Raw genomic sequence first — 20,454 nt, 5'->3', positions numbered from 1 at the left:
GCGAGCTGTCGGATTAGACGCCCTCATAGACCAGCTTGGTGAACAGGGCCGGCGTGATGACGAATTGGCCCCATTTCCCGTCGAAGGCCGCGGTCGGCCTGGCAGCGACCACCGCATCAAGCGTCTTCTCCTGCTTCTTGAGCCTCGCGACGTTGTCGCGGATGGTGACCAGCATGTCGCGATAGTCTTGTAGACCAGCGCGATTGCTGACCGGGGAACCGTGCCCTGCGATCACGATCGTTGTTCCACTGGCCTTCGCCAAATTCGCGTCCGCTGCGCGGATCATGCCGTCGATGCTTCCGCCGGTCGAGTAGTCGATGAAAGGGTAGATCCCGTTCCAAAAGGTGTCCGCAACGTGCAGGATGTCGGCTTCCACGAAATGGACCGATATGTCGCTGTCGGTGTGAGCAGGTCCATAATACTGAAGTTCGATCGTGGACCGGTTCACCGTCAGCTGTTTCCTTTCGGAAAAGACCTCCGTGGGAATGGCGCTCGGCGCCAAGGCCGGGAAATCAAAGTCCCAGTCCTCGACGCGCTGCATCGTCTTCAAATGTTTTCGTGTGTTCTCGTGAGCTGCAATGGCTGCGCCCTGAGCATGAACCCACTCGTTGCCGTCGGCGTGGTCGAAATGCCAATGCGTGTTGATGAGATGCCGTACGGGCTCGTTTCCAAGACTGGCCAGCGCCTCCAGCATTCTGGGCTTCGAAGCCGTGATTCCGGCGTCGATCATGACCTTGCCGTCCGGTCCGCTGAGCACGCCGACATTGCCCCCGGATCCTTCGAGGACGCTTACGCCACCGCGCAATTTATGGACTTTGATGGCTGCCGTGGCTGCATCCGTGCGGATCATGTCCACGATGTTCCTTGCTTCGGCATACGCGGCCCGAGGAGTCAGCCACCCTCCACCGGATGCAAAGGTAGCCGATGCTACGCAACACAAACAAAAGCGTCGCCTTGTCAATTGTGACACTTGGCTCATCTTAGCCTCCGATGATCCGCAGGGCTCGTCCGGGCATCTAGAGCGTATTCGATGGCAAGTACTTGAATGAATCTACTCGACTTTGTACGTTTCGCTCACTCGCGGACGTGAAGGATACAAAATGCCCGCCGCAACGCGCGGCAAGAGAGTGGCCTTGTCCCTTTGGGGGCTACGATGGGCGATCTGTTGCATTGTGTCGCAGGTTGATTGCGTACAATGTACCTGAGATCGTTTATGTCTCTGATTTAGATAAGCAATGATCTAGAAAAATAGGGCTGTCGGCGTGCCTCAGTGGGAAATTCCGAATGATTCCTCAGGATTTGTCGTCGCAGGAGGATGAAGTGTCGTTCGGCCCGTTTATACTGCGGGTGAGTGAGCGAGTTCTAAAAAAAGGTGCGACGCCGGTACATCTGACCCCGCGCGCGCTGGATATTCTTCTTGTGCTCTTGGAGCAGGCGGGCAGCGTCGTCGACAAAAAAGATCTGATGGCGCGCGTCTGGTCGGATGTGACCGTCGATGCCGGCAGCCTGCGATTCCACATCGGCGTGTTACGCAAAGTCTTGGGTGAAGGAGAAGCTGGCGCCAGATTTGTCGCCACGGTACCGGGCAAAGGGTACAGTTTCGTTTGTCCTGTATCATATCGAATGAGCGCAGAGGCAGAAGATCACAATCGAGTTGTCGAGCCGAACTATGGCCTGCCACCCCGCCTCAGTCGAATGATCGGTCGCGATGAAGTGGTCAAAAAAGTCTGCGAGATGCTCTTTGAGGATCGCTTCGTCACGATTGTTGGACCGGGCGGGATCGGCAAGACGACGGTGGCCATAGCCGCAGCCCATGAGAGCAACCCGCAGATCGACGGCGCCGTGGCGTTCTTCGACCTGGGGCCTCTTAACGATCCCATGCTTGTGCCGACGGCTGTGGCGTCGACGCTAGGTCTAATGGTTCAATCCGATGATCCAACGCCGGCAATCATCAGTTTTATCCGCGACAAGAGCATGTTGCTGGTACTCGATAGTTGCGAGCACGTCATCACCTCCGCGGCGGCACTCGCCGAGCACGTCTTTCAGCACGCACCGAACGTGCGAATTCTCGCGACGAGTCGCGAGGCGCTGCGGGTGGAGGGAGAATATGTTCTCCAACTGCCGTCATTGGAAAATCCTCCCCTGAATGTGCAGACAGTTTCAGACGTGCTTGCGTTTCCGGCGGCGCAATTGTTCGTGGACCGCGTTCTCGCGAGTGGGTCATCGTTTGAATTGAACGATGCTGATGCGCCGACAGTCGGAGAAATTTGTCGACGATTGGACGGAATAGCACTGGCCATTGAAATCGCTGCAAGCCGAGTGACCGCCTTCGGAATCAAGGGAACCGCTGCTCTGCTCGACGACAGGTTCAGGCTACTGGGCCAGGGACGGCGCACTGCTTTGCAGCGTCACCAGACGTTGGCAGCCGCGCTGGATTGGAGTTATGGTCTGCTCTCCGATAACGAATCGCTTGTCCTTCGGAGGTCATCCGTCTTCGTCGGTTATTTCTCGATGCGAGCCGTCATTGCCGTGGTCGGGCCGGATGATCTCAGCGAGGAACTCGCGTTCGAAGCCGTCGGAAGCCTGGTAGACAAGTCGCTGATAGCGGTAGTTTCAGGGTCATCGGAGGCGCGCTATCGTCTGCTCGATACCACTCGCGCGTACGCCTTATCGAAGCTCATGGATTGCGACGACGACAACGGCGTCTTTCAGCGACATGCCATCTTTTATCTGACGTGGGCCGAACAGCACGACATCGTTCGGCTGACCGAGGTAAGTCTTGATGGGGGCTCCGCTTACGATCCCCACCTCGGCAACATGCGTGCTGCCTTGGAGTGGTGCTTTCTTCAGACCGAAAAGTCGATCGGTATTGCACTGGCCGCCGCGGCCGCTCCACTGCTGCTTGAGTCGTCGCTGGTTACAGAATGTCGTCGCTGGACGGAGCTGGCAATCGTCAATCTGGATGACTTGAGCCGGGGTACGTCTCGAGAGGTGACCTTGCAGGCGGCGCTTGGTCTCTCACTCATGTTTTCGCAAGGCAATAATGAGGAGGCCCGGACATCACTTGAAAGGGGACTTGAAGTGGCCGAGGGCTTGGAGGATTTGCCAAGTCAATTGCAATTGATCGGTCGCCTGCATCTGTTTCACTACAGAACCGGGAATTTTCGCGAGGCCCTCAAATTTGCCGAACGCAGTGAGCCAGTTGCACTGAAGATGAATGACCCGGGGGCGCTAGCGGCTGCAAACTCCCTTCTGGGGGTCTCGCATCATCTTATGGAGGAGCTCGAGCAGGCGCGCGGGTACTTGGAATCGGCTGTCAGGCACATCCCCGCTTCAAAACATGTCGATTCACTCCGTCTTGGTCTTGATTATCGAAACCGCGCTGGAATCTGCCTGGCGCGCACGCTCTGGCTGCTTGGATACGCCGACCGGGCCACCGAATTGGCTCGGCAGGTCTCGGTTGAGGCCGGAAAATTGAATCATCCCCTTACGCTTTGCATCGCACTTATTTGGGCTGTTTCAGTCTATCTCTGGAACGGAGACTGGGAAAACGCAGAGCAGAGCATAGAGCGACTGATCGATCACGCGCGTAATCGCGCAATAGTGGCCTATGAGGCGGCGGGAATTGGCGTACGAGGCTATCTCGCGGTTATGCGAGGTGACCATCAAGCTGGACTGCCGATGCTGAGATACGCACTCATAGAGACGCGTTCGCATCGTTATGAACTGATGACGACGGCCTTCAAGAGTGCGTTAGCTGAGGGGCTGCTGATGGCGGGTCAAACGAGGGAAGCGCTTGAGGCGGCGGACGACGCACTTGCTACGGTGGCGCGAAACGGAGACATGTTCAATGCCGCCGAGCTTCTTCGCATCAAAGGTCACGTGTTTATGGCCGAAACTATGAAAGACATGCCCAGGGCGGAGGTTCTTTTTATTCAATCCCTCGAAGCCGCGAAGGCAAGCGGAGCCCGCGCGTGGGAATTGCGAACGGCGACGAGCTTGGCCGGCCTGTGGCGCTCGCAGCGAAGGTTCCAGGCGTCCGTGGAGCTCTTGGAGGACGTCTTGGCGAATCGTACCGAAGGCTTCAGTTGCCCTGATTTCGTCAACGCCAGGAAATTGCTCAGTGATTGCGCCAGGCTCGCCGCGCCTGATTGACCGGGAGCCTAGGCGGTCGACCGTCCTGAATGGGGTCTCTCACACAATCTAACACCCGTCTCCGGGCATTCTAACACGCCTCTCGGATGTTCTAACCGCCGTGCTTGCTCAGGAACTGTACCTTGCAAGTGCCGAGCGACCAACACGAGAGCGTCCAGATATGCAAGGGTTGAAGGACTCCCAGAGGGGGAGCGTTTGCGAGTGGTCAAGCTGGCCGCTGCCTTCCGAGCGACTGTGCTTGCATTGTTGTATCAAGGGGACCTGCGCGCAGCCGAAATATCGCCCAGTCAAGCGCACCTCAAACAATGCAGCAGCGGCAGGTGATTTCGGGCCACTGACCCGGTGTGATGCCGCCGTCCCATTGGCGGGGTCCTGCAATCGGACCGAGCCTGCATGCGCTCAGATCGCCGTCCCCATCGGTTCAGGGAGCCTGTCATGAGCGTCCTCGATCAACCCGCCGCAAGTACAGGTTGGCCGGCGCCGACGTTCGGAGCGATCAAGACACGCCGCACGTCTCCGAATTGGGGAAGCGCCGTGATAGCACAGACGTCCTTGGCCCGCGTCGATGTCTTGCGACAATTGATCGTCCCGGCCGGCGACGACAAGATGGTCATCTCACATATTTCAAGAAGCCGGGCCGGGCATGGCCCTACGGAATCGCAAGCCAGGAAAGCTGGCTACGCGGTCTGCGTGCACCTGGATGAACTCGCGTCATACAACTTGTGGAGCAATGAGAGGCATTGCGCCAGTCCTCCGCTTCCGGCCGGCACAATTCACATCAGCGACATGCGACACACGTGGCAGGCAGATATTCAGAGCTCATTCCAGGTCGCCAATTTCTATCTACCGCAGTCGGCTCTCGACGAGGTCGCCGATGAGCAGGGTTCGCGGGGTGCGGGGACGCTCCATTGTCCCATTGTGGAAAGGAGAGCGGACCCCGTCGTGGCAAACGTTGCGATGGCGCTCCTGCCTGCTTTGAGCCGTCCCGAACAGGCGAGCAAGATTTTTCTTGACCACGCCTGGCGTGCGCTGACGGCGCATGTGGTCAAAGCATATGGATCGTCTGATGCGCGCCCGCAGATCGTCCGGGGTGGCCTTTCTCCATGGCAGGAGCGTCGGGCAAAGGAAATGCTGCTGGCAGACTTGAATGGCAACGTGACGTTGCCGGATCTCGCGCAAGCATGTCGCCTGTCATGCAGTCACTTCAGTCAGGCATTTCGACGCACAGTGGGCTGTCCGCCGCATCAATGGCTGCTATCTCAACGGGTCGAACGATCGAAGGAGATGATGCTCAACAGCGATCGACCGCTCAGCGAAATCGCGCTCAATGCCGGCTTCGCGGATCAAAGCCATTTCACGCGCGTATTCTCACGCCTGGTCAAGACAAGCCCCGCCGCCTGGAAGCGCGAGCAGGAGAGGTAAGTGCGTCGTCGTGAGCGCAAAGGAATGCTTTCGTCACAAAGAGCAGAGAATGCGAAAAGAAGCGGTAGGTAGTTCGCCAGATACTGCGCCAGTTGTACGATAACCCGGATGTCGACGTTGTTCGTCGAGGATCCGGACGCAACTCAACAGGAGCGGACATGAGCACGATCACGACGAAGGACGGTACGACGATCTACTACAACGACTGGGGCTCGGGCCGGCCGATCGTGTTCAGTCACGGGTGGCCGCTGAGCGCGGACGCCTTCGAAGACCAGATGTTCTTCCTCGCCTCGCGTGGCTATCGTTGCATTGCCCTCGACAGGCGGGGGCACGGCCGTTCGAGCCAGCCTTGGCAGGGCAACGATCTCAGCACTTATGCCGACGACCTGGCGACGCTCGTCGAGAAGCTGGATCTGAAGCATGCGATCCATGTCGGGCATTCCACCGGTGGCGGCGAAGTGACCCGATACATCGGTCGGCACGGGACGGGCCGGGTGGCGAAGGCCATTCTGATCGGCGCCATTCCGCCGCTTATGCTCAAGACCGAAGCGAACCCCGGCGGCCTGCCGATCGCCGTGTTCGACGAGCTTCGCGCAAACGTGGCCGCCGACCGATCGAAGTTCTTCCAGGAATTGAGCCTGCCGTTCTACGGTTACAACCGATCCGGAGCGAAGATCTCGGATGGAGTCCGGGAGTCGTTTTGGCTGCAGGGCATGATGGCCGGCCTACCGGCGTCCTACTTCTGCATCAAGGCGTTCTCGGAAACAGACCTGACGGAGGACCTGAAGCGGTTCGACGTGCCCACTCTGGTTCTGCACGGGGACGACGACCAGATCGTCCCGATCGGCGCCTCCGCGCTGCTGTCCTCCAAGATCATCAAGGACGCGAAGCTCGTCGTCTACGAGGGCGCACCCCATGGAATGTGCACGACCCTCAAGGATCGCGTCAACGCCGAGCTGCTCTCGTTCATTCAAGGCTAGCGGCTCATGCGCCGGCGCCCGACGGTGCCGGCCAACTTTCAGATCATGCAGTCCACAGCAGCAGCGACGTTGTCGCTGCGGGAGAGACGAAGATGACAAAGAACTCGGAATCGTCGCGAACCCGGCGCGAGGTGCTCGGCGGCGCAGCCGCATTGGGCGTAGCCTCGCTGCTTCAGGTGCAAGCTTCCGTGGCCGCCGATGGCCGTGAGTCTCCGGCTGCGGCAGCGATCGTGGGCAGCGCCCGGTCGGGCCGCTTCAAGACCAAGGACGGCACTGAGATCTATTTCAACGATTGGGGCTCCGGTCCAGCGATCGTTTTCAGCCACGGCTGGCCGCTCAGCGCCGACGCCTTTGAGGACCAGATGTTCTTCTTCGCGTCTCGCGGATATCGCTGCATCGCGCACGATCGTCGGGGACACGGCAGGTCGAGCCAACCGTGGCGCGGCAACGATATGGACACGTATGCCGACGACTTGGCTGAGTTGATGCACGAGCTGGACGTGCGAAAGGCGGTGATCGTCGGGCATTCCACCGGGGGTGGCGAGGTTGCACGCTACATCGGCCGCCACGGCACGGAGCAGTTGCGCAAGGCGGTTCTCATCAGCGCGATTCCTCCCGTCATGTTGCGATCCGACGCCAATCCGGGCGGAACTCCGTTGACGGCATTCGACGACGTACGCGCCAAGGTGAGCGCGGATCGTTCGCAGTTCTTCAAGGACGTCAGCATGCCTTTCTATGGCTACAATAGACCAGGAGCCACGGTTTCGGAGGGCGTTCGATCGTCCTTCTGGCTGCAGGGGATGATGGCTGGATTTCCGGCATCGTACTTCTCGGTCGCGGCGTTCTCGGAGACCGACTTCACCGCCGATCTGAAGAAGTTCGACGTCCCCACGCTCGTTCTTCACGGCGAGTTCGACCAGATGGTGCCGATTTCGGATTCGGCCTTGCTGTCCTCGAAGATGATCCGCGATGCACGCCTCGTCGTTGTCGAAGGCGCCCCGCACGGGCTCTGCACCACGCACAAGGATCGCGTGAATGCGGAGCTCCTCGCATTCATCGAGTGATTGGCAGTTCGGCGGCACGGCTATGGGAAATGCAATGAACCGCGCGGCAAGGCTCGTCATTTTAGCTGCGGTGGCTGCGTGCCCCGTCTTCCTGCGGTCCAGCCCAGCTCCCGGCGAGCTTGCGCTGTCACCGATCTTCGGTGTGGGAATTCCACCGGACTACCGCCACTGGGGGTTGGTCGGGGTGGCACACGAAACTGGATTGGACGAGCTTCGGGGCATCGTCGGCAACGCGACGGCGATCGAGGCCTTCCGGGCCGGAACGCTGCCGTTTCCGGACGGGGCGATCCTGGTCAAGCTGGCGTGGAAGCATGTTCAGTCGACGGAGTTCGGACCTGCGTTCGTTCCCGGGCCCGCCACGACGGTCCAGGTGATGGTCAAGGACTCGGAGCGATATTCGTCGACCGGAGGCTGGGGATTCGGTCGCTTCATCGATGGCCAGCCGGTCGACGAGGCTCAACATCAGACCTGCTTTGGTTGCCACGCCGCGGGGGTCAAAGAACACGACTTCGTCTTCACGCGACTTGCGCCTTGAGACCCGAGCGCTTCGAGCGCCGCGCGACCAAGTAGGGACCGCGGGAAGGCTGCGTGCAAGCTCGCTAGAGAGTTGTCCAGATCGTCTCACTCAATTCGTCGCTGTGGCGAGCATCCATTTCGGATGCGTCGTGCTCACCTCAAGCGACGCTGACATCATCTGAACTCTTCCGCTTCCTTGCGAACGGTAAGAACAGACAATCGGAAAGAGTCGCAGGCAAGAGCAGATCGATCCTCGCGGGTAATCTCCCCTGCATCGGCGGAGATCCGGCGAATGCAGATGGCGACACACACGGTTAGCGACGATGAAATGCGTTTCCGGCCGTACGCCCGCAGCGCGGGAGGAATGGACGAGCTTGTTTCTCACAGCGAGCGTTGCAGGATTTTCAGGACGGAGACTTGGAAAGCGAAACAACGAAGTCGTTTGCGACGACCGCGCCGTCCGTCGGCGGTCGCACAAGCGCAACATTTCAGAGGAGCAGACATGAATAGACTGACACGATATCTCAGGATCGCGGCTCTCGCCGCCGGCGTAGCCGCGCTTTCCCCGATTCCGGAGGCGTTCTCCGGACCAGGTCCGGCGATGGATGCGACCCCGATTCCGGTTACTCACTATCGGACGGCAAAGATCGACGGCATCGACATCTTCTATCGCGAAGCCGGGCCTGCGGATGCTCCGGTCGTTTTGCTCCTGCACGGATTCCCGACGTCGTCGCACATGTTTCGCAACCTGATCCCGCAGTTGGCGTCCCGCTATCATGTGATCGCGCCGGATTATCCGGGCTTCGGCCAGAGCGCAGCTCCCGACCACAAGATGTTCGCCTATACGTTCGCTCACTTCGCCGACCTGATGGACGGTCTGCTGGGGAAACTCGACGTTAAGAGCTACGCGATGTACGTGATGGACTACGGCGCCCCGGTCGGCTACCGGCTCGCGCTGAAGCATCCGGAACGGGTGAGCGCGCTGATCATCCAGAACGGCAACGCGTACGAGGAGGGGCTCAAGACGTTCTGGGATCCAATCAAGGCCTACTGGGCCGACGGATCACCGGCCCACCGCAAAGCGCTGGAGGTACTGATGAAGCCGGAGACTACGAAATTCCAGTACACCGACGGGATGAGCGACGTCAGCCGGATCGATCCGGACAATATCCTGCACGATCAGACCTTGCTGGACCGGCCGGGCAACATGGATATTCAGCTCGACCTCTTCCATGACTACGGATCGAACGTTCCACTCTATCCGAAGTTTCAGGCGTTCTTCCGGGATCGCAAACCGCCGACCCTGATCGTCTGGGGAAAGAACGACTTCATCTTCCCGGCGGATGGCGCGGGTCCGTATCTGCGTGACCTGCCAGATGCAGAGCTGCACCTGATCGACACCGGCCACTTCGCACTCGAGGACAAGGCCGATGAAATGGTTCCCTTGATCCGCAGCTTTCTCGAGCGAAAACTGCCGGCCACCTGACGATCGGCATACTCGTTAGTCCATCGGAGGCGCAGCACCAAGTTGGGACTGCGCCTCCCGACGCAAGACGATGTAAGCGACGTTTCGGCGCTGGTTCAACTCACGTCACGCAAGGAGACCCATCATGGACACCTCTTTCAACTTGGACGCCGAGCCTGCCGGCAAGGGGCCTGCGGTGACGTTCAATGCTGCGACGGCTCGCGATGTTCGCGGTCCGTCGGCTTTGCTCGCCCTCGATGACGAAGCGCCTCCCAGGCTGATCGTCGATCCGCCGCTCGCAGAGCCTCTCGAGGCGGGAAGGGTCTTCATCCAATACCGGACGGAAAACCTGCGTGTGCTGCCGGTCTTCGGCGCCGGAGCCTTGGACGTGTCGCCGAGGGTTGGACACGTGCACATCACGGTGGACGACGCGACCTGGCACTTTATCGACGCGTCCGGCGAAACGGTTGTCCTCGTGGGACTTGCTCCGGGCCCGCACCGGGTCCTGTTCGAATTGGCGGACCCGACCCACCGCGTGATCGACAGTCAAACGGTGCGTTTCACCGTACCGGAGTGAGATCGGCCAAGTTATCGGATGTTCGTCCAATAGCTCTGTCGTCAGGCGTGAGATGCTCGACGTCACGGAGTAGTGGACTCAAACGGGAAGGGATCGAAAATGGATGTTGTGGAAACGAATAAGCGCCAGGCCGCACCGCTGCACACGCCAAGCGGCCTCGGGGCAAATGCGGTGCGCGACGTCTCGGGCGCGTTGACCGCGCTGCTGGCGGACATGCTGGCACTTTACCTGAAGACCAAGAACTTCCACTGGCATGCGTCGGGGCCACATTTCCGCGAGGATCACCTGATGCTGGATGATCAAAGTGCTCAAATTCTTGCTACGACGGACGCCATCGCGGAGCGGGTGCGGAAGGTCGGCGGAACGACGATCAGATCCATCGGGCATGTGTCGCGCCTGCAGCGGGTCCTCGACAACGATGCGGAGTACGTGACGCCGCTCGACATGCTCGCGGAGTTGCGCGACGACAATATGCAGTTGATCGCCCGGATGCGGGAGACCCATCAGCTTTGCGAGGAGAGCCGCGACGTGGCGAGCGCCAGCCTGCTCGAACCGTGGATCGACGAAGCCGAAGGCCGGGTCTGGTTCCTATTCGAGAGCAGCCGCCGATCACATTCCTCCGCGGGCTAGAGCCAGACCGCAGCCGATCAAGTCGAACTTAAGAGGCTTGGGATGAGCATTTCGACGGGACGCGATGGACGCGACTTGCTGAACCGTCGCACGTTCATGGGGGCGACTGCCGATGCTTTGGCTTCACCTCTGCTGTCGGACCGCGGGCTTTCGAGCAGCGCCTATGCCTTCAGGCACGGAGCTTTCGATATTCGCGTGTTCAGCGACGGGCACATGATCGTGCCAGCCTCCATGCTGGCGATCGGAGCCCCGGCCGACAAGCTGGAGGAGGTGCTTCGGCGGACGAACGCTCCCACCCCGATGGCTTGGCCAGCTGCGAATATTCCCCTGATCAGAGTCGGCGGAGATCTGATCCTGGTCGACGTCGGCGACGGGAGAAACTTCCAGCCGACGGAAGGAGAGCTTCTAGCCTCCCTTCGGCTGAATGGCGTCGATCCGGCGGCCATCACGAAGGTCGTGCTCACGCATTCCCACCCCGATCACCTCTGGGGAATCTCGAACTCGGCGGGCGAGTTGAACTACCCGAACGCGACCTACCATATCGGAGGTGCGGAGTGGAATTTCTGGATGAGTTCCGATGTGGCGACCTCGCTGCCTGCCGACTTCAGAGGGATCGTGCCCAGGACCCAGCGGACGCTCGCAGCGATCGCGGGCCGAGTGATCTTCGTGAAGCACGGTGATGAGATCGTGCCCGGAATGAAGGTCTTTGATACCCCCGGGCATACCCCAGGACAGTTTTCGCTGGCGCTCAAGGGCGAAGATGGCTTGATCATCACTGCGGATGCGCTCACGCACGAAGTCATTTCCTTCGAGTATCCGGAGTGGGTCAATGGGTTCGATCTGGCTTCAGATGTGGCGGTGGCAACCCGTCGAAAGCTGCTTGCCCAGGTGGCGGCCGAGCGCACGAAACTCCTCGGGTTTCACTTCAGCTACCCCGGTATCGGGTATGCCGAAGCATTCGGCTCAGCCTACCGCTTCGTAGCCGCCTAGCCCCTCCAGGAGTCATTGAATCCGAATAGCGCGTGGCCCAAGGCCCGTTGAAACGCCAGCCGCCTTGGCCGGCGCAAGGGGCAACGAAAGGATTACCGGCCCGACAGTATTGGCCTGCCACACCCCGGCTGCTCGGTCACAGTCGCGATCGCAACTTAGCTCTGTTTGGGCAGCGCTGTTGAAAAGCCCTGCAGAGCAATGAAGCCAATCTTCCCCAAATCGTTATTTGGTCCGTTGATTTTTTACTTTCCCGCTTCCCTACGAAGTCCCAGCCTCGTGTCGCCCTGGTCGAATCGCAACTTCTCCCGACTGTCGGTATCGGGAATTGCGAATCCGCGCACCAATGTTCTCTACCAGCGGGTTCAATGGTGCTGTCGGTTTGCCCGGCTTGTTCAGCAACGAGATCGGCAACCCGGCTTTCCGCACCAGCATGATTCCTGATCATCATGCTCCAAGTCCGGTCCTCCCATCTTTGGCCGGCAAGTCGGAAAATCGTGGTCTGTCCCCGATTTCCCCTCCCAAGCGGCTCGCGTCCTACACGCCGACCGCGGAGCCCGGCTGACGGCCGACGCTTCATCCCGCCTTGTCGCTGAACGCGGCGGGAAGCGTGGCGAGGAACGACATGACGCGCTGCGTGCGCAGGGGCGGGCGGCGGTTGGAGGTGCGCAGCATCCATAGGGGCTCCGCCGGCGCGCGCCAGGGCGCAAGCACTTCCACGAGCCGGCCGGTGCGCAGATCTTCATGGACGAGCCACGCCGGCCCCCAGCCGACGCCAAACCCATTCGCAATCAAAGCGAGCGAAGCGTGCGCGTCGTCGCAAATGTGCTTGGGCTTGGGCGCGACGCGAACGGGTCCTTTGCCGCGCGGGTCGGCGAAGCGCCAGGTCAGGATCTGGCCGCTCGCGGGATTGCGGAAGCCGACGTGGTCATGCGCGGAAAGCTCGTATGGAGTTGCCGGCGCGCCGCGCGCGTTCAGATAGGCGGGCGAGGCGCAAGCGATCCAGGAGAACGTGCAAAGCCGCCGCGCCTGATGGCCGGGCACGCGGTCGAGGGGTCCTGAGCGGATCGCGACGTCGACGCCTTCTGCCGCGAGATCCAGAATCTCGTTGCGGAATTTGATCTCGATCTCGATTTCCGGCCGCTCCCGCAGGAACGCGGGCAGTCGCGGCAGGATGCAGGCGCGCGCGAACGAGGCGGGCGCGGTCACGCGCACCCGTCCGCCATCGTCACGCGCGGCTTCGCCGAGCGCGGATTGGACACGGGCGAGACTTTCGGCCAGCGCGCGTCCCGCCGCCATCAGCCGGTCGCCCTCTTCGGTCAGTGCCAGCGAATGGGTGGAGCGATGCAAAAGCCTGATGCCGCGAGCCTGTTCGAGGCGGGCGACCGCCTTGGACATCGCCGAGGTGGTCGTCCCCGCTCGCCGCGCGGCTTCGGCGAAGGAGCCCGCCTCAACGACGCGGACGAAGGCGAGGAGACGCGAGAGGTCGGGAGGCAGGGCCGTTGTGGACATTCAGTCAACATAGTCATGGCGATGCGGTCGCTACAAGAGCCGTTCTCGAGGGGCCAAATGGGGGACCGTCAGCGCGCAATCTGCGCCGCTAGAAACCGCGGGAAGTCCCATGAACCCCATCGAAATCACCCTGCAAGCCCTCGACGCCGCCGAGCGCGCGATTCCGCCCGGCCAGCCGGTCTACATGCTCAATCTGCTGCGCTACCGCGCGTATGCGCATTACGAGGACGGCTTCGACGCCGCGCCCTGTTCGGGCCGCGAAGCCTTTCACGAACGCTATAGACCGGCATTCCGGCGTCTCGCGGCCGGTAAGCCGCTCGTGCGGATGTTTTCCGGGTCGGTCCTGGCGAGCCTCGTCGGCCCGCAACGCGAACGCTGGGACGAAGCGGCGATCAATGAATACGGCGATTTCGCCGCCTTCCGCTCGATCGTCGACACCGAGACCTACCGGCGCGAAGCCGCCCCGCATCGGCACGCGGCGCTCGAGGATTTCCGGTTGTTCGCGCTCGCCAAGGCGATGTGAACGCATTTCTTCTGTACGCCGCCATTGTTCCCGGAGCATGGAACGGCGCTGCAAGTGACTTTGATTGGACGCGCGGCCAAGCGATCCAGCATCATTACGCCAATGCTTATTCGCTTGAGCACATGAGCGCGAGAGGTCGATTTCTTTCATGCCAAGACGATCGGATTCAATTGACGGATGATGCAAAGACAACATGCGCGAGTGCGCTGAGAGCCGGTCGCCCCGGCGAGATCATCGCCGGGAGCGAACACAAATGCGGATTCTTTGGAATGTTCAGTTGCGTCAATACTGTTCCTGAAAATTCCAAGCCAGCCCGATGAACGCTTTGGCGAAGATTCTGCGATCCTACGTGAGCGGGTGAGTCATGAACGCTCAAAGAACCCTTCGAGAAATTGCCGCTGAGATCGAGACCGATTGGCGCGTTATAGATAGCCAAGCCGCCAGAAAGGCTCTCGATTACATGAAAGCGATGGGGGCGATTGAAGCCCCGTCTGCTGTTGATCCTGACGGTTGTGCGGTTGTTGGTAGTTTTCTGAATCACGCGGCGCGCAACCGGCATCGAGCCGCAAAGGCGCGACATGACATGCGCACGTGGCAGGTCGAGCGCGCGCAAGCGCACGCGGCACCTCGTCGAACCGGGCGGCCTCGTCATCAAAGCCGGTATCGTGGACCTGACCGGCGACGATCGCGCCACGATCTTCGGCGCGTTGCTCCGGATGGCTGACCCATCGGCGCTCGATAGAAGTATCACTTGCGCCGCTCCGAGGGGGCGACCGCACGATGCATCGCGGTCTATCGAATGACCCGCAACAGCTCTCGAGCTGACCTCGCGCTGATGCGCGGATCAACCGTCATCGTCTCGGCTCCATTTGCCCGATTGAACATTTGCGCGGGGCGATTTGATGCAGTGACTGGCCCGCTGCAGTGTGTCGCTTTCTGGCTTCCGATTTTCGGAACGTGACGCGGCGCCAGGCATCGCGGCCGATTTCGCACTGCGCTCCGGCCGGATCGCGTCGAGCGTGCGTCGAAGCCGATGAAATATACCAGCGTGTAAATCCTTGTAACTAGCGTATAATTAGAAGTTTGGTAACCGCCATATGGCACGATTGGTATCATGATGCTGAATTTCGCGCCGAGCTTATACGCGTAGATCCGAACGGGTGTCGAGTGACAAATAGCGCCGATGGGGCCGACCAGTATCTGCGCCTGCCGCCTGACTGCAGTATCGCGGCGATCCGCAGCGTCTGTGACCTGGTGCGTGAAGCCCTTGGGCGCGAGACGCGACGGGACGACAGGCTCGAAATCGATTGCTCCGACGTCGAGCGAGCGGACGTGACCTCTGTCCAGCTGTTGCTCGCAACCGCCAAGAGCGCAAACCTGCAGGGGCGGCCGATCGTGATGACCGCGATCTCCAAGACTCTTAGCTCCACCTTCATGCGCGCCGGCGTGACCGCCGACGTGATGGCCGCTCACGCTTTGCCTTGCGATACGGACGAACGATAATGGGTACGATCCTGACAGTCGACGACTCCCCAAGTATCCGCCAGATGGTCAAGGTCGTTCTCGGCCCCGCGGGTCACGACGTGATCGAGGCCGGTGATGGCAGCCAGGGATTGGAAAAGGCGCGCGCCTCGCGGCCTGATCTCGTGATCACCGATCTCAACATGCCTGTCATGAACGGTATCGAACTGATCAAGGCGCTGCGGGCGCAGTCATCGCTGTCGGGCATGCCGATCGTGTTCCTGACCACAGAATCGGCCGACGCCATGAAGCAGCAGGCGAAGGCCGCCGGCGCCACCGGATGGATTACAAAGCCCTTTAGGCCCGAGCAGTTGCTCGCAGTCGTCGGCAAGCTGGTCCGGTCATGACGTTGCTCGATCCCGCGGAAGTCTTCCGCCAGGAGGCAAGCGAGCTGTTCGAAGCTCTCGAAGCGGCGCTGCTGGATCTCACTGTTCGGCCCGACGACCGAGACTTGATCGACACCGCCTTTCGCGCGCTGCATACCATCAAGGGATCCGGCGCGATGTTCGGCTTCGACGCGGTGGCCGCGTTCACGCACCAGTTCGAAACCGCTTTCGATCTGGTACGCAAGGGCGAGATCAAGCCGAGCGAGGACATGATCTCGGTTGCGCTTGCCGCCAAGGACTATATCCGGGCGTTGATCGAGGCTCCCAACACCACGGACTCAATCATAGGCGATGCGATCCTCGATGACCTCAGCCGGTTCGTCGAACCCGGCCGAGCGCCGGTCGCCGGAGTCGCGGCTGAACCGGCACTGAAGGAGCCGGGCCGGCGCACCGGCTGGCGCATGCATCTGGAATTCGAAAGCCAGGTCCTGCGCAACGGCTCCAATCCCCTCGACCTGTTCGACGACCTCAGCAAGCTCGGCTCCTGCTTCATCGTGGCACTCACCGACGACGTGCCGGTGCTCGAAGAACTTGATCCCGAATTCTGCTACCTGAAATGGGACGTCACGCTCAACAGCGTTTGCGACCGGAGCGCGATCGACGACATCTTCATGTTCGTGCTGGATGAAATGAAGCTGACGCTTCAGCCGATCATCGACGGCGGCGAGGTCGCTGAGATCCCGGATCGGGTCGAAACTGCGCTCATGACACCGCAAGCCGCGCCGGCGCCTGTCCAGGCAACGCGGGTTGCCGAGGCGGGGCGCGACGCGCCCAAATCCCAAGAGCTCAAATCCGAAGGTCCCAAGCGGAACGAGCCGAAGCGCGCCGACGAGCGCGGCATCGCGACGGTTCGGGTGCAAGCGGAACGTCTCGACGAACTGATGGACCGGGTCGGCGAGCTGGTGATTGCCCAGGCGCGCCTCAGCCAGCTGGCGGCCGCCGGCGACGATCTGTCGATCAAGATGATTGCGGAGGAAATCGAACGGCTGGCCGCCAGCTTGCGCGATACCACGATGGGCGCACGCATGGTGCCGATCGGTTCGCTGTTCGGGCGCTTCCGGCGCCTCGTCCATGATCTCTCCCGCGACCTCGGCAAGCCGGTCGAATTTGTGACGGCGGGCGAGGACACCGAACTCGACAAGACCATGATCGAGTGCCTGGCCGATCCGCTCGTCCATCTCATCCGCAATGCCGTCGATCACGGGATCGAGGACACCTCCCGGCGCATCGCCGCCGGCAAGGTCGAGAGCGGCCGTATCGAGCTTGTTGCGGCTCATTCCGGCGCCGAGGTGCTGGTGCGGTTGAGCGACAATGGCGGCGGTCTCGACACCGCGCGGATCTGCGCCAAGGCCGAGGAGCAAGGGCTGATCGCGCCGGGGACGACGCCGTCCGATGCCGAAATTCATCAGTTCCTGTTTCATCCGGGTTTCTCAACCGCGCAGACGGTGTCGGCGCTGTCCGGCCGCGGCGTCGGCATGGACGTCGTGAAGCGCACCATCGAGGCGATGCGCGGGTCGATCGATCTGTCGACCCGGCCGGGCCACGGCACCACCGTCACGTTACGGTTGCCGTTGACGCTGGCGATCATCGAAGGTCTGCTGATCCGCGTCGGGCAAGGGCGCTACATCGTTCCGTTGTCGGCCGTCGAGGAATGCGTCGAACTGACGGCCGCCGACGAGCGCTCGCGCGGTCGAAATTTCCTCAATGTGCGCGGCGACCTCGTCCCGTTCCTGAGACTGCGCGAGCTGTTCGCGACGCCGGGCACGGCAGACCGTCACCAGAAGGTCATCATCATCTCGACCGGCGACAGCCGCGTCGGTCTGGTCGCCGACCAAATTCTTGGAAACCACCAGACCGTCATCAAATCGCTGTCGAAGCTGCATGCGGACGTCACGATGTTTTCCGGCGCGACCATCCTCGGCGACGGCGCCGCGGCGTTGATCATCGATGTCGTCCAACTGGTCGCGTTGGCGCAGTCGCAGGCCGACAAACAGCACATGGGCGAGGCGGCATGACGAATCTCGATCTGGATATGTCTGCGCCCGGCGACGCCGCGTTGCGGCAGGTCGTGATGGTCGGACTTGGGCCGGAATTGTTCGCTCTCGATGCGGGGATGGTCAGGGAAATCATCGATCCGATTCCGACCGCCGTGGTCGCCGGAGCGCGGGCGTTTCTCTCCAGGGTGATCAACGTTCGCGGCAATGTCATCCCGTTGGCTGATTTGCGCATCCGCTTCGGCATGCCGGCAAACGAAGGTACTGCCGATACCCGCATCGTCGTCATCGAAATCGAGATCGACGGCGATCCGGTCCTGGTCGGTGTTCTCGCGGACAAGGTCTATGAGGTGACCGAAATCCTGCCGGCCGACGTGCAGCAGACGCCCCGTGTCGGCATGCACTGGAAGCCCGAGTTCATCAGCTTCATCGCCAAATGGCGCGACGAATTTGTCATCGTTCCCAACATGGAACGCATCCTGAACTAAGTGTCGAATGAATGGGGAAGGGGCTGTAGCATGAGATTTACCGTCAAGGCGAAGCTCGCGGGCGCGTTCGGCGCGGTGATCGTCCTGTCGATGATCACCGGTGCTATCGCCTATGTCAGGTTGTCGTCGCTCAGTGAATCGCAGGAGCGGATCGTTGCGCAGGCCGGGCGGCTGAAGAAGGCCGGCGATCTGATGGACAGCGTCCAGGGTCAGGTTCGGAGCGAATTGCGACTGCTTCAAGCTCGCTCCGAGAAGGACCTGCAGGATAACCAGAACCTGATGCAGTCACGTCGCGACCGTACCGTGAAGCTGCGCGACGAGCTTTACGGCGTCGCCAGCGAGGCCGGGCGGCAGTTGCTCGATCAGTTCACCGCGAAACTCAAGCGCGTGAACGAGTTGCAGGAGCAGGCCGGCAGGCTCGCCTTGCTCAATTCGAACAGTAAGGCCGCCGAGCTCTGGAAAGGCGACGGGCAGGTCGCGGCCAAGGAGCTTGATGTGGCGCTCGAAGCCGCGGCGTTGGAGTTCGGCAAGGGGATGTCGGGCGACCAGGAGCAGATACAGGCGGCGCTGCAGGCCGCGCGGCTCGACCTCTCGCGGCTGTCGCAGGCGGTCGTCGCAGGCTATGGAGCTGCGACGGTCGCGGATGCCGAGACGGTCTCAAAGGATATCGCGGTGCGGGCCGGCAGCCTGAAGTTATCGCTTTCGCAGCTGGCCAATCAATCCGCGGCGCTGCGGCCGGCGCTCGCTGCCTATGAGCGGCTCGGCAAGCTCCTCGATCGAGAAGTGCCGCTGATTCTGGAGGCCGGCAACGTCAGGGCCGCGGCGATTTCCAACGGCGACGGTCGCAAGGCGTTCAACGAGAGCCTGGAAGCGATTGAGGCCTATATCAACCGCAACGAGAAGCAGATGGAAGACGTCGCAAGCGAAGGCTCGCGGGAGGCGGCCTTCGCCAAGACCTTGCTGATCGTCACCGTCATTGCGTCACTGCTGATCGCGGTGGCATCGGCGACCTGGATCGCGCTCAACATCAGTCGCGGCCTGGCCAGGGCGGTCGGTCTCGCCGACGCGGTGGCGCTCGGCGATCTCAGCCAAACGATCAAGCTCTCGAGCGATGACGAGATCGGCGACCTGGTCAAATCGCTGAACGCAATGACCATCAATCTCAAGGCAACGGCGGAGGTGGCCGACAAGATCGCGAGCGGCGACCTGACAAGCGACGCCAAGCGGCGGTCGGACCTGGACACGCTCGGCATTGCACTGGAGCGCATGGTCGAACGATTGCGAGCGATCGTCTCGGAGGCCTTGATGGCGGCGCGCAACGTGTCCGCTGGCAGCCAGGAGCTGTCGGCCAGCGCCGAGCAGCTGTCGCAGGGCGCCACCGAGCAGGCGTCCTCGGCGGAGGAGGCGTCCTCGTCGATGGAGGAGATGGCGGCCAACATCAAGCAGAACGCGGAGAACGCCGGCCAGACCGAGAAGATCGCCGCGCAGTCGGCCAAGGATGCCGAGGCCAGCGGGATCGCGGTCGGCCGCGCGGTCGAGGCGATGCAGACCATCGCGGCCAAGATCACCATCGTGCAGGAGATTGCGCGGCAGACCGACCTGCTGGCGCTCAACGCGGCCGTGGAAGCCGCGCGCGCCGGCGAGCACGGCCGTGGTTTTGCGGTGGTTGCATCCGAGGTGCGCAAGCTCGCCGAACGCAGCCAGGCCGCCGCCGCCGAGATCGGCGCGCTGTCGGTCGACACCGTCAAGGTGGCGCAGGAGGCGGGCACCATGCTGTCGAAGCTGGTGCCGGACATCAAGAAGACGGCGGAGCTGGTCGAGGAGATCACCTCGGCCTGCCGCGAGCAGGATGTCGGGTCGTCGCAGGTCAATCAGGCGATCCAGCAGCTCGACAAGGTCGGCCAGCAGAACGCCAGCGCGTCCGAACAGGTGTCCTCGACCTCCGAGGAGCTGGCGTCGCAGGCCGAGCAGCTGCAGGCGACGATCGCCTATTTCAAGATCGATCAGGAGGCGACGCGCGACGTCCCGCGGGCGGCCCATATCGACCGCGCGGTCAGCCAACTGCGCAGCACGGCGGCCGGCATGTCCGCCGCCGGCCGCGCGCCGAAGAAACCCGCAGGCCCGGCAAGAGCCGGTCGTCCGCTGAAGGTGGCGAGCGGCGGGGGCGGCTTCGCCTTCGAGATGTCCGCCAGCGACGAGCATGACGCCGACTTTCAACGCTGACCAGGTGGCCG

17 protein-coding genes and 1 pseudogene are annotated in these 20,454 nt (G+C 61.6%); 16 read left to right on the top strand and 2 right to left on the bottom strand.

The window, feature by feature from the left end; genetic code table 11:
- Positions 1-13: 13 nt before the first annotated feature.
- On the bottom strand, positions 14-979 hold the full coding sequence (locus LQG66_RS13125) for an MBL fold metallo-hydrolase (RefSeq protein ID WP_231326635.1): 966 nt from the start codon (positions 977-979) through the stop codon (positions 14-16).
- A 305-nt stretch (positions 980-1,284) separates the two neighbouring features.
- Between LQG66_RS13125 and LQG66_RS13120 the strand changes: the two genes are divergently transcribed.
- The 9 genes from LQG66_RS13120 to LQG66_RS13080 all read left to right on the top strand — a co-directional run bounded on the left by LQG66_RS13120 (position 1,285) and on the right by LQG66_RS13080 (position 11,799).
- Positions 1,285-4,155, top strand: a complete 2,871-nt coding sequence (locus tag LQG66_RS13120; RefSeq protein ID WP_231326634.1) for an ATP-binding protein — start codon at positions 1,285-1,287, stop codon at positions 4,153-4,155.
- Positions 4,156-4,590: 435 nt separating this feature from the next.
- Positions 4,591-5,577, top strand: a complete 987-nt coding sequence (locus LQG66_RS13115; RefSeq protein WP_231326633.1) for a helix-turn-helix domain-containing protein — start codon at positions 4,591-4,593, stop codon at positions 5,575-5,577.
- 158 nt (positions 5,578-5,735) lie between these two features.
- On the top strand, positions 5,736-6,557 hold the full coding sequence (locus LQG66_RS13110) for an alpha/beta fold hydrolase (protein ID WP_231326632.1): 822 nt from the start codon (positions 5,736-5,738) through the stop codon (positions 6,555-6,557).
- 92 nt (positions 6,558-6,649) lie between these two features.
- A complete protein-coding gene (locus LQG66_RS13105) occupies positions 6,650-7,621 on the top strand; it encodes an alpha/beta fold hydrolase (RefSeq protein ID WP_231326631.1) in 972 nt (323 codons plus the stop codon).
- Positions 7,622-7,655: 34 nt separating this feature from the next.
- The gene (locus tag LQG66_RS13100; RefSeq protein WP_231326630.1) at positions 7,656-8,156 is read left to right on the top strand and encodes a cytochrome P460 family protein; all 501 of its coding nucleotides are present in this window, start codon (positions 7,656-7,658) and stop codon (positions 8,154-8,156) included.
- Between the two features lie 483 nt (positions 8,157-8,639).
- Complete coding sequence (locus tag LQG66_RS13095; RefSeq protein WP_345778957.1) at positions 8,640-9,623, top strand: alpha/beta fold hydrolase; 984 nt, start codon at positions 8,640-8,642, stop codon at positions 9,621-9,623.
- 124 nt (positions 9,624-9,747) lie between these two features.
- Positions 9,748-10,179: a DUF6130 family protein gene (locus LQG66_RS13090; RefSeq protein WP_231326629.1), complete on the top strand. Its 432-nt coding sequence runs from the start codon at positions 9,748-9,750 to the stop codon at positions 10,177-10,179.
- 99 nt (positions 10,180-10,278) lie between these two features.
- Positions 10,279-10,809 (top strand): Dps family protein, encoded by a 531-nt coding sequence (locus LQG66_RS13085; RefSeq protein WP_231326628.1) that lies wholly within the window; start codon positions 10,279-10,281, stop codon positions 10,807-10,809.
- A gap of 42 nt (positions 10,810-10,851) precedes the next feature.
- The gene (locus LQG66_RS13080; RefSeq protein WP_231326627.1) at positions 10,852-11,799 is read left to right on the top strand and encodes an MBL fold metallo-hydrolase; all 948 of its coding nucleotides are present in this window, start codon (positions 10,852-10,854) and stop codon (positions 11,797-11,799) included.
- A 573-nt stretch (positions 11,800-12,372) separates the two neighbouring features.
- Here LQG66_RS13080 and LQG66_RS13075 read toward each other — a convergent pair.
- A complete protein-coding gene (locus tag LQG66_RS13075) occupies positions 12,373-13,308 on the bottom strand; it encodes a LysR family transcriptional regulator (RefSeq protein WP_231326626.1) in 936 nt (311 codons plus the stop codon).
- A 109-nt stretch (positions 13,309-13,417) separates the two neighbouring features.
- On the opposite strand from LQG66_RS13075, the gene LQG66_RS13070 reads away from it, so the two are divergent.
- From LQG66_RS13070 to LQG66_RS13040, 7 genes and pseudogenes are all read left to right on the top strand, one after another.
- Positions 13,418-13,831 (top strand): hypothetical protein, encoded by a 414-nt coding sequence (locus tag LQG66_RS13070; RefSeq protein ID WP_231326625.1) that lies wholly within the window; start codon positions 13,418-13,420, stop codon positions 13,829-13,831.
- A 583-nt stretch (positions 13,832-14,414) separates the two neighbouring features.
- Positions 14,415-14,634 (top strand): annotated as a pseudogene (locus tag LQG66_RS37400) (conjugal transfer protein TraD).
- Between the two features lie 364 nt (positions 14,635-14,998).
- On the top strand, positions 14,999-15,334 hold the full coding sequence (locus LQG66_RS13060) for an STAS domain-containing protein (RefSeq protein ID WP_231326624.1): 336 nt from the start codon (positions 14,999-15,001) through the stop codon (positions 15,332-15,334).
- The gene (locus LQG66_RS13055) at positions 15,334-15,699 is read left to right on the top strand and encodes a response regulator (RefSeq protein WP_231326623.1); all 366 of its coding nucleotides are present in this window, start codon (positions 15,334-15,336) and stop codon (positions 15,697-15,699) included. Before LQG66_RS13060 ends, LQG66_RS13055 begins: the two co-directional genes overlap by 1 nt.
- Positions 15,696-17,753 (top strand): chemotaxis protein CheA, encoded by a 2,058-nt coding sequence (locus LQG66_RS13050; RefSeq protein WP_231326622.1) that lies wholly within the window; start codon positions 15,696-15,698, stop codon positions 17,751-17,753. Before LQG66_RS13055 ends, LQG66_RS13050 begins: the two co-directional genes overlap by 4 nt.
- The gene (locus LQG66_RS13045) at positions 17,750-18,220 is read left to right on the top strand and encodes a chemotaxis protein CheW (protein WP_231326621.1); all 471 of its coding nucleotides are present in this window, start codon (positions 17,750-17,752) and stop codon (positions 18,218-18,220) included. The genes LQG66_RS13050 and LQG66_RS13045 overlap by 4 nt, the downstream gene beginning before the upstream one ends.
- Positions 18,221-18,250: 30 nt before the next feature.
- The gene (locus tag LQG66_RS13040; RefSeq protein WP_231326620.1) at positions 18,251-20,443 is read left to right on the top strand and encodes a HAMP domain-containing methyl-accepting chemotaxis protein; all 2,193 of its coding nucleotides are present in this window, start codon (positions 18,251-18,253) and stop codon (positions 20,441-20,443) included.
- Positions 20,444-20,454: the final 11 nt, after the last annotated feature.

Source organism: Bradyrhizobium ontarionense (assembly GCF_021088345.1).
Taxonomy (GTDB): Bacteria; Pseudomonadota; Alphaproteobacteria; order Rhizobiales; family Xanthobacteraceae; genus Bradyrhizobium; species Bradyrhizobium ontarionense.
This window is presented reverse-complemented; position numbering and strand designations above follow the sequence as displayed.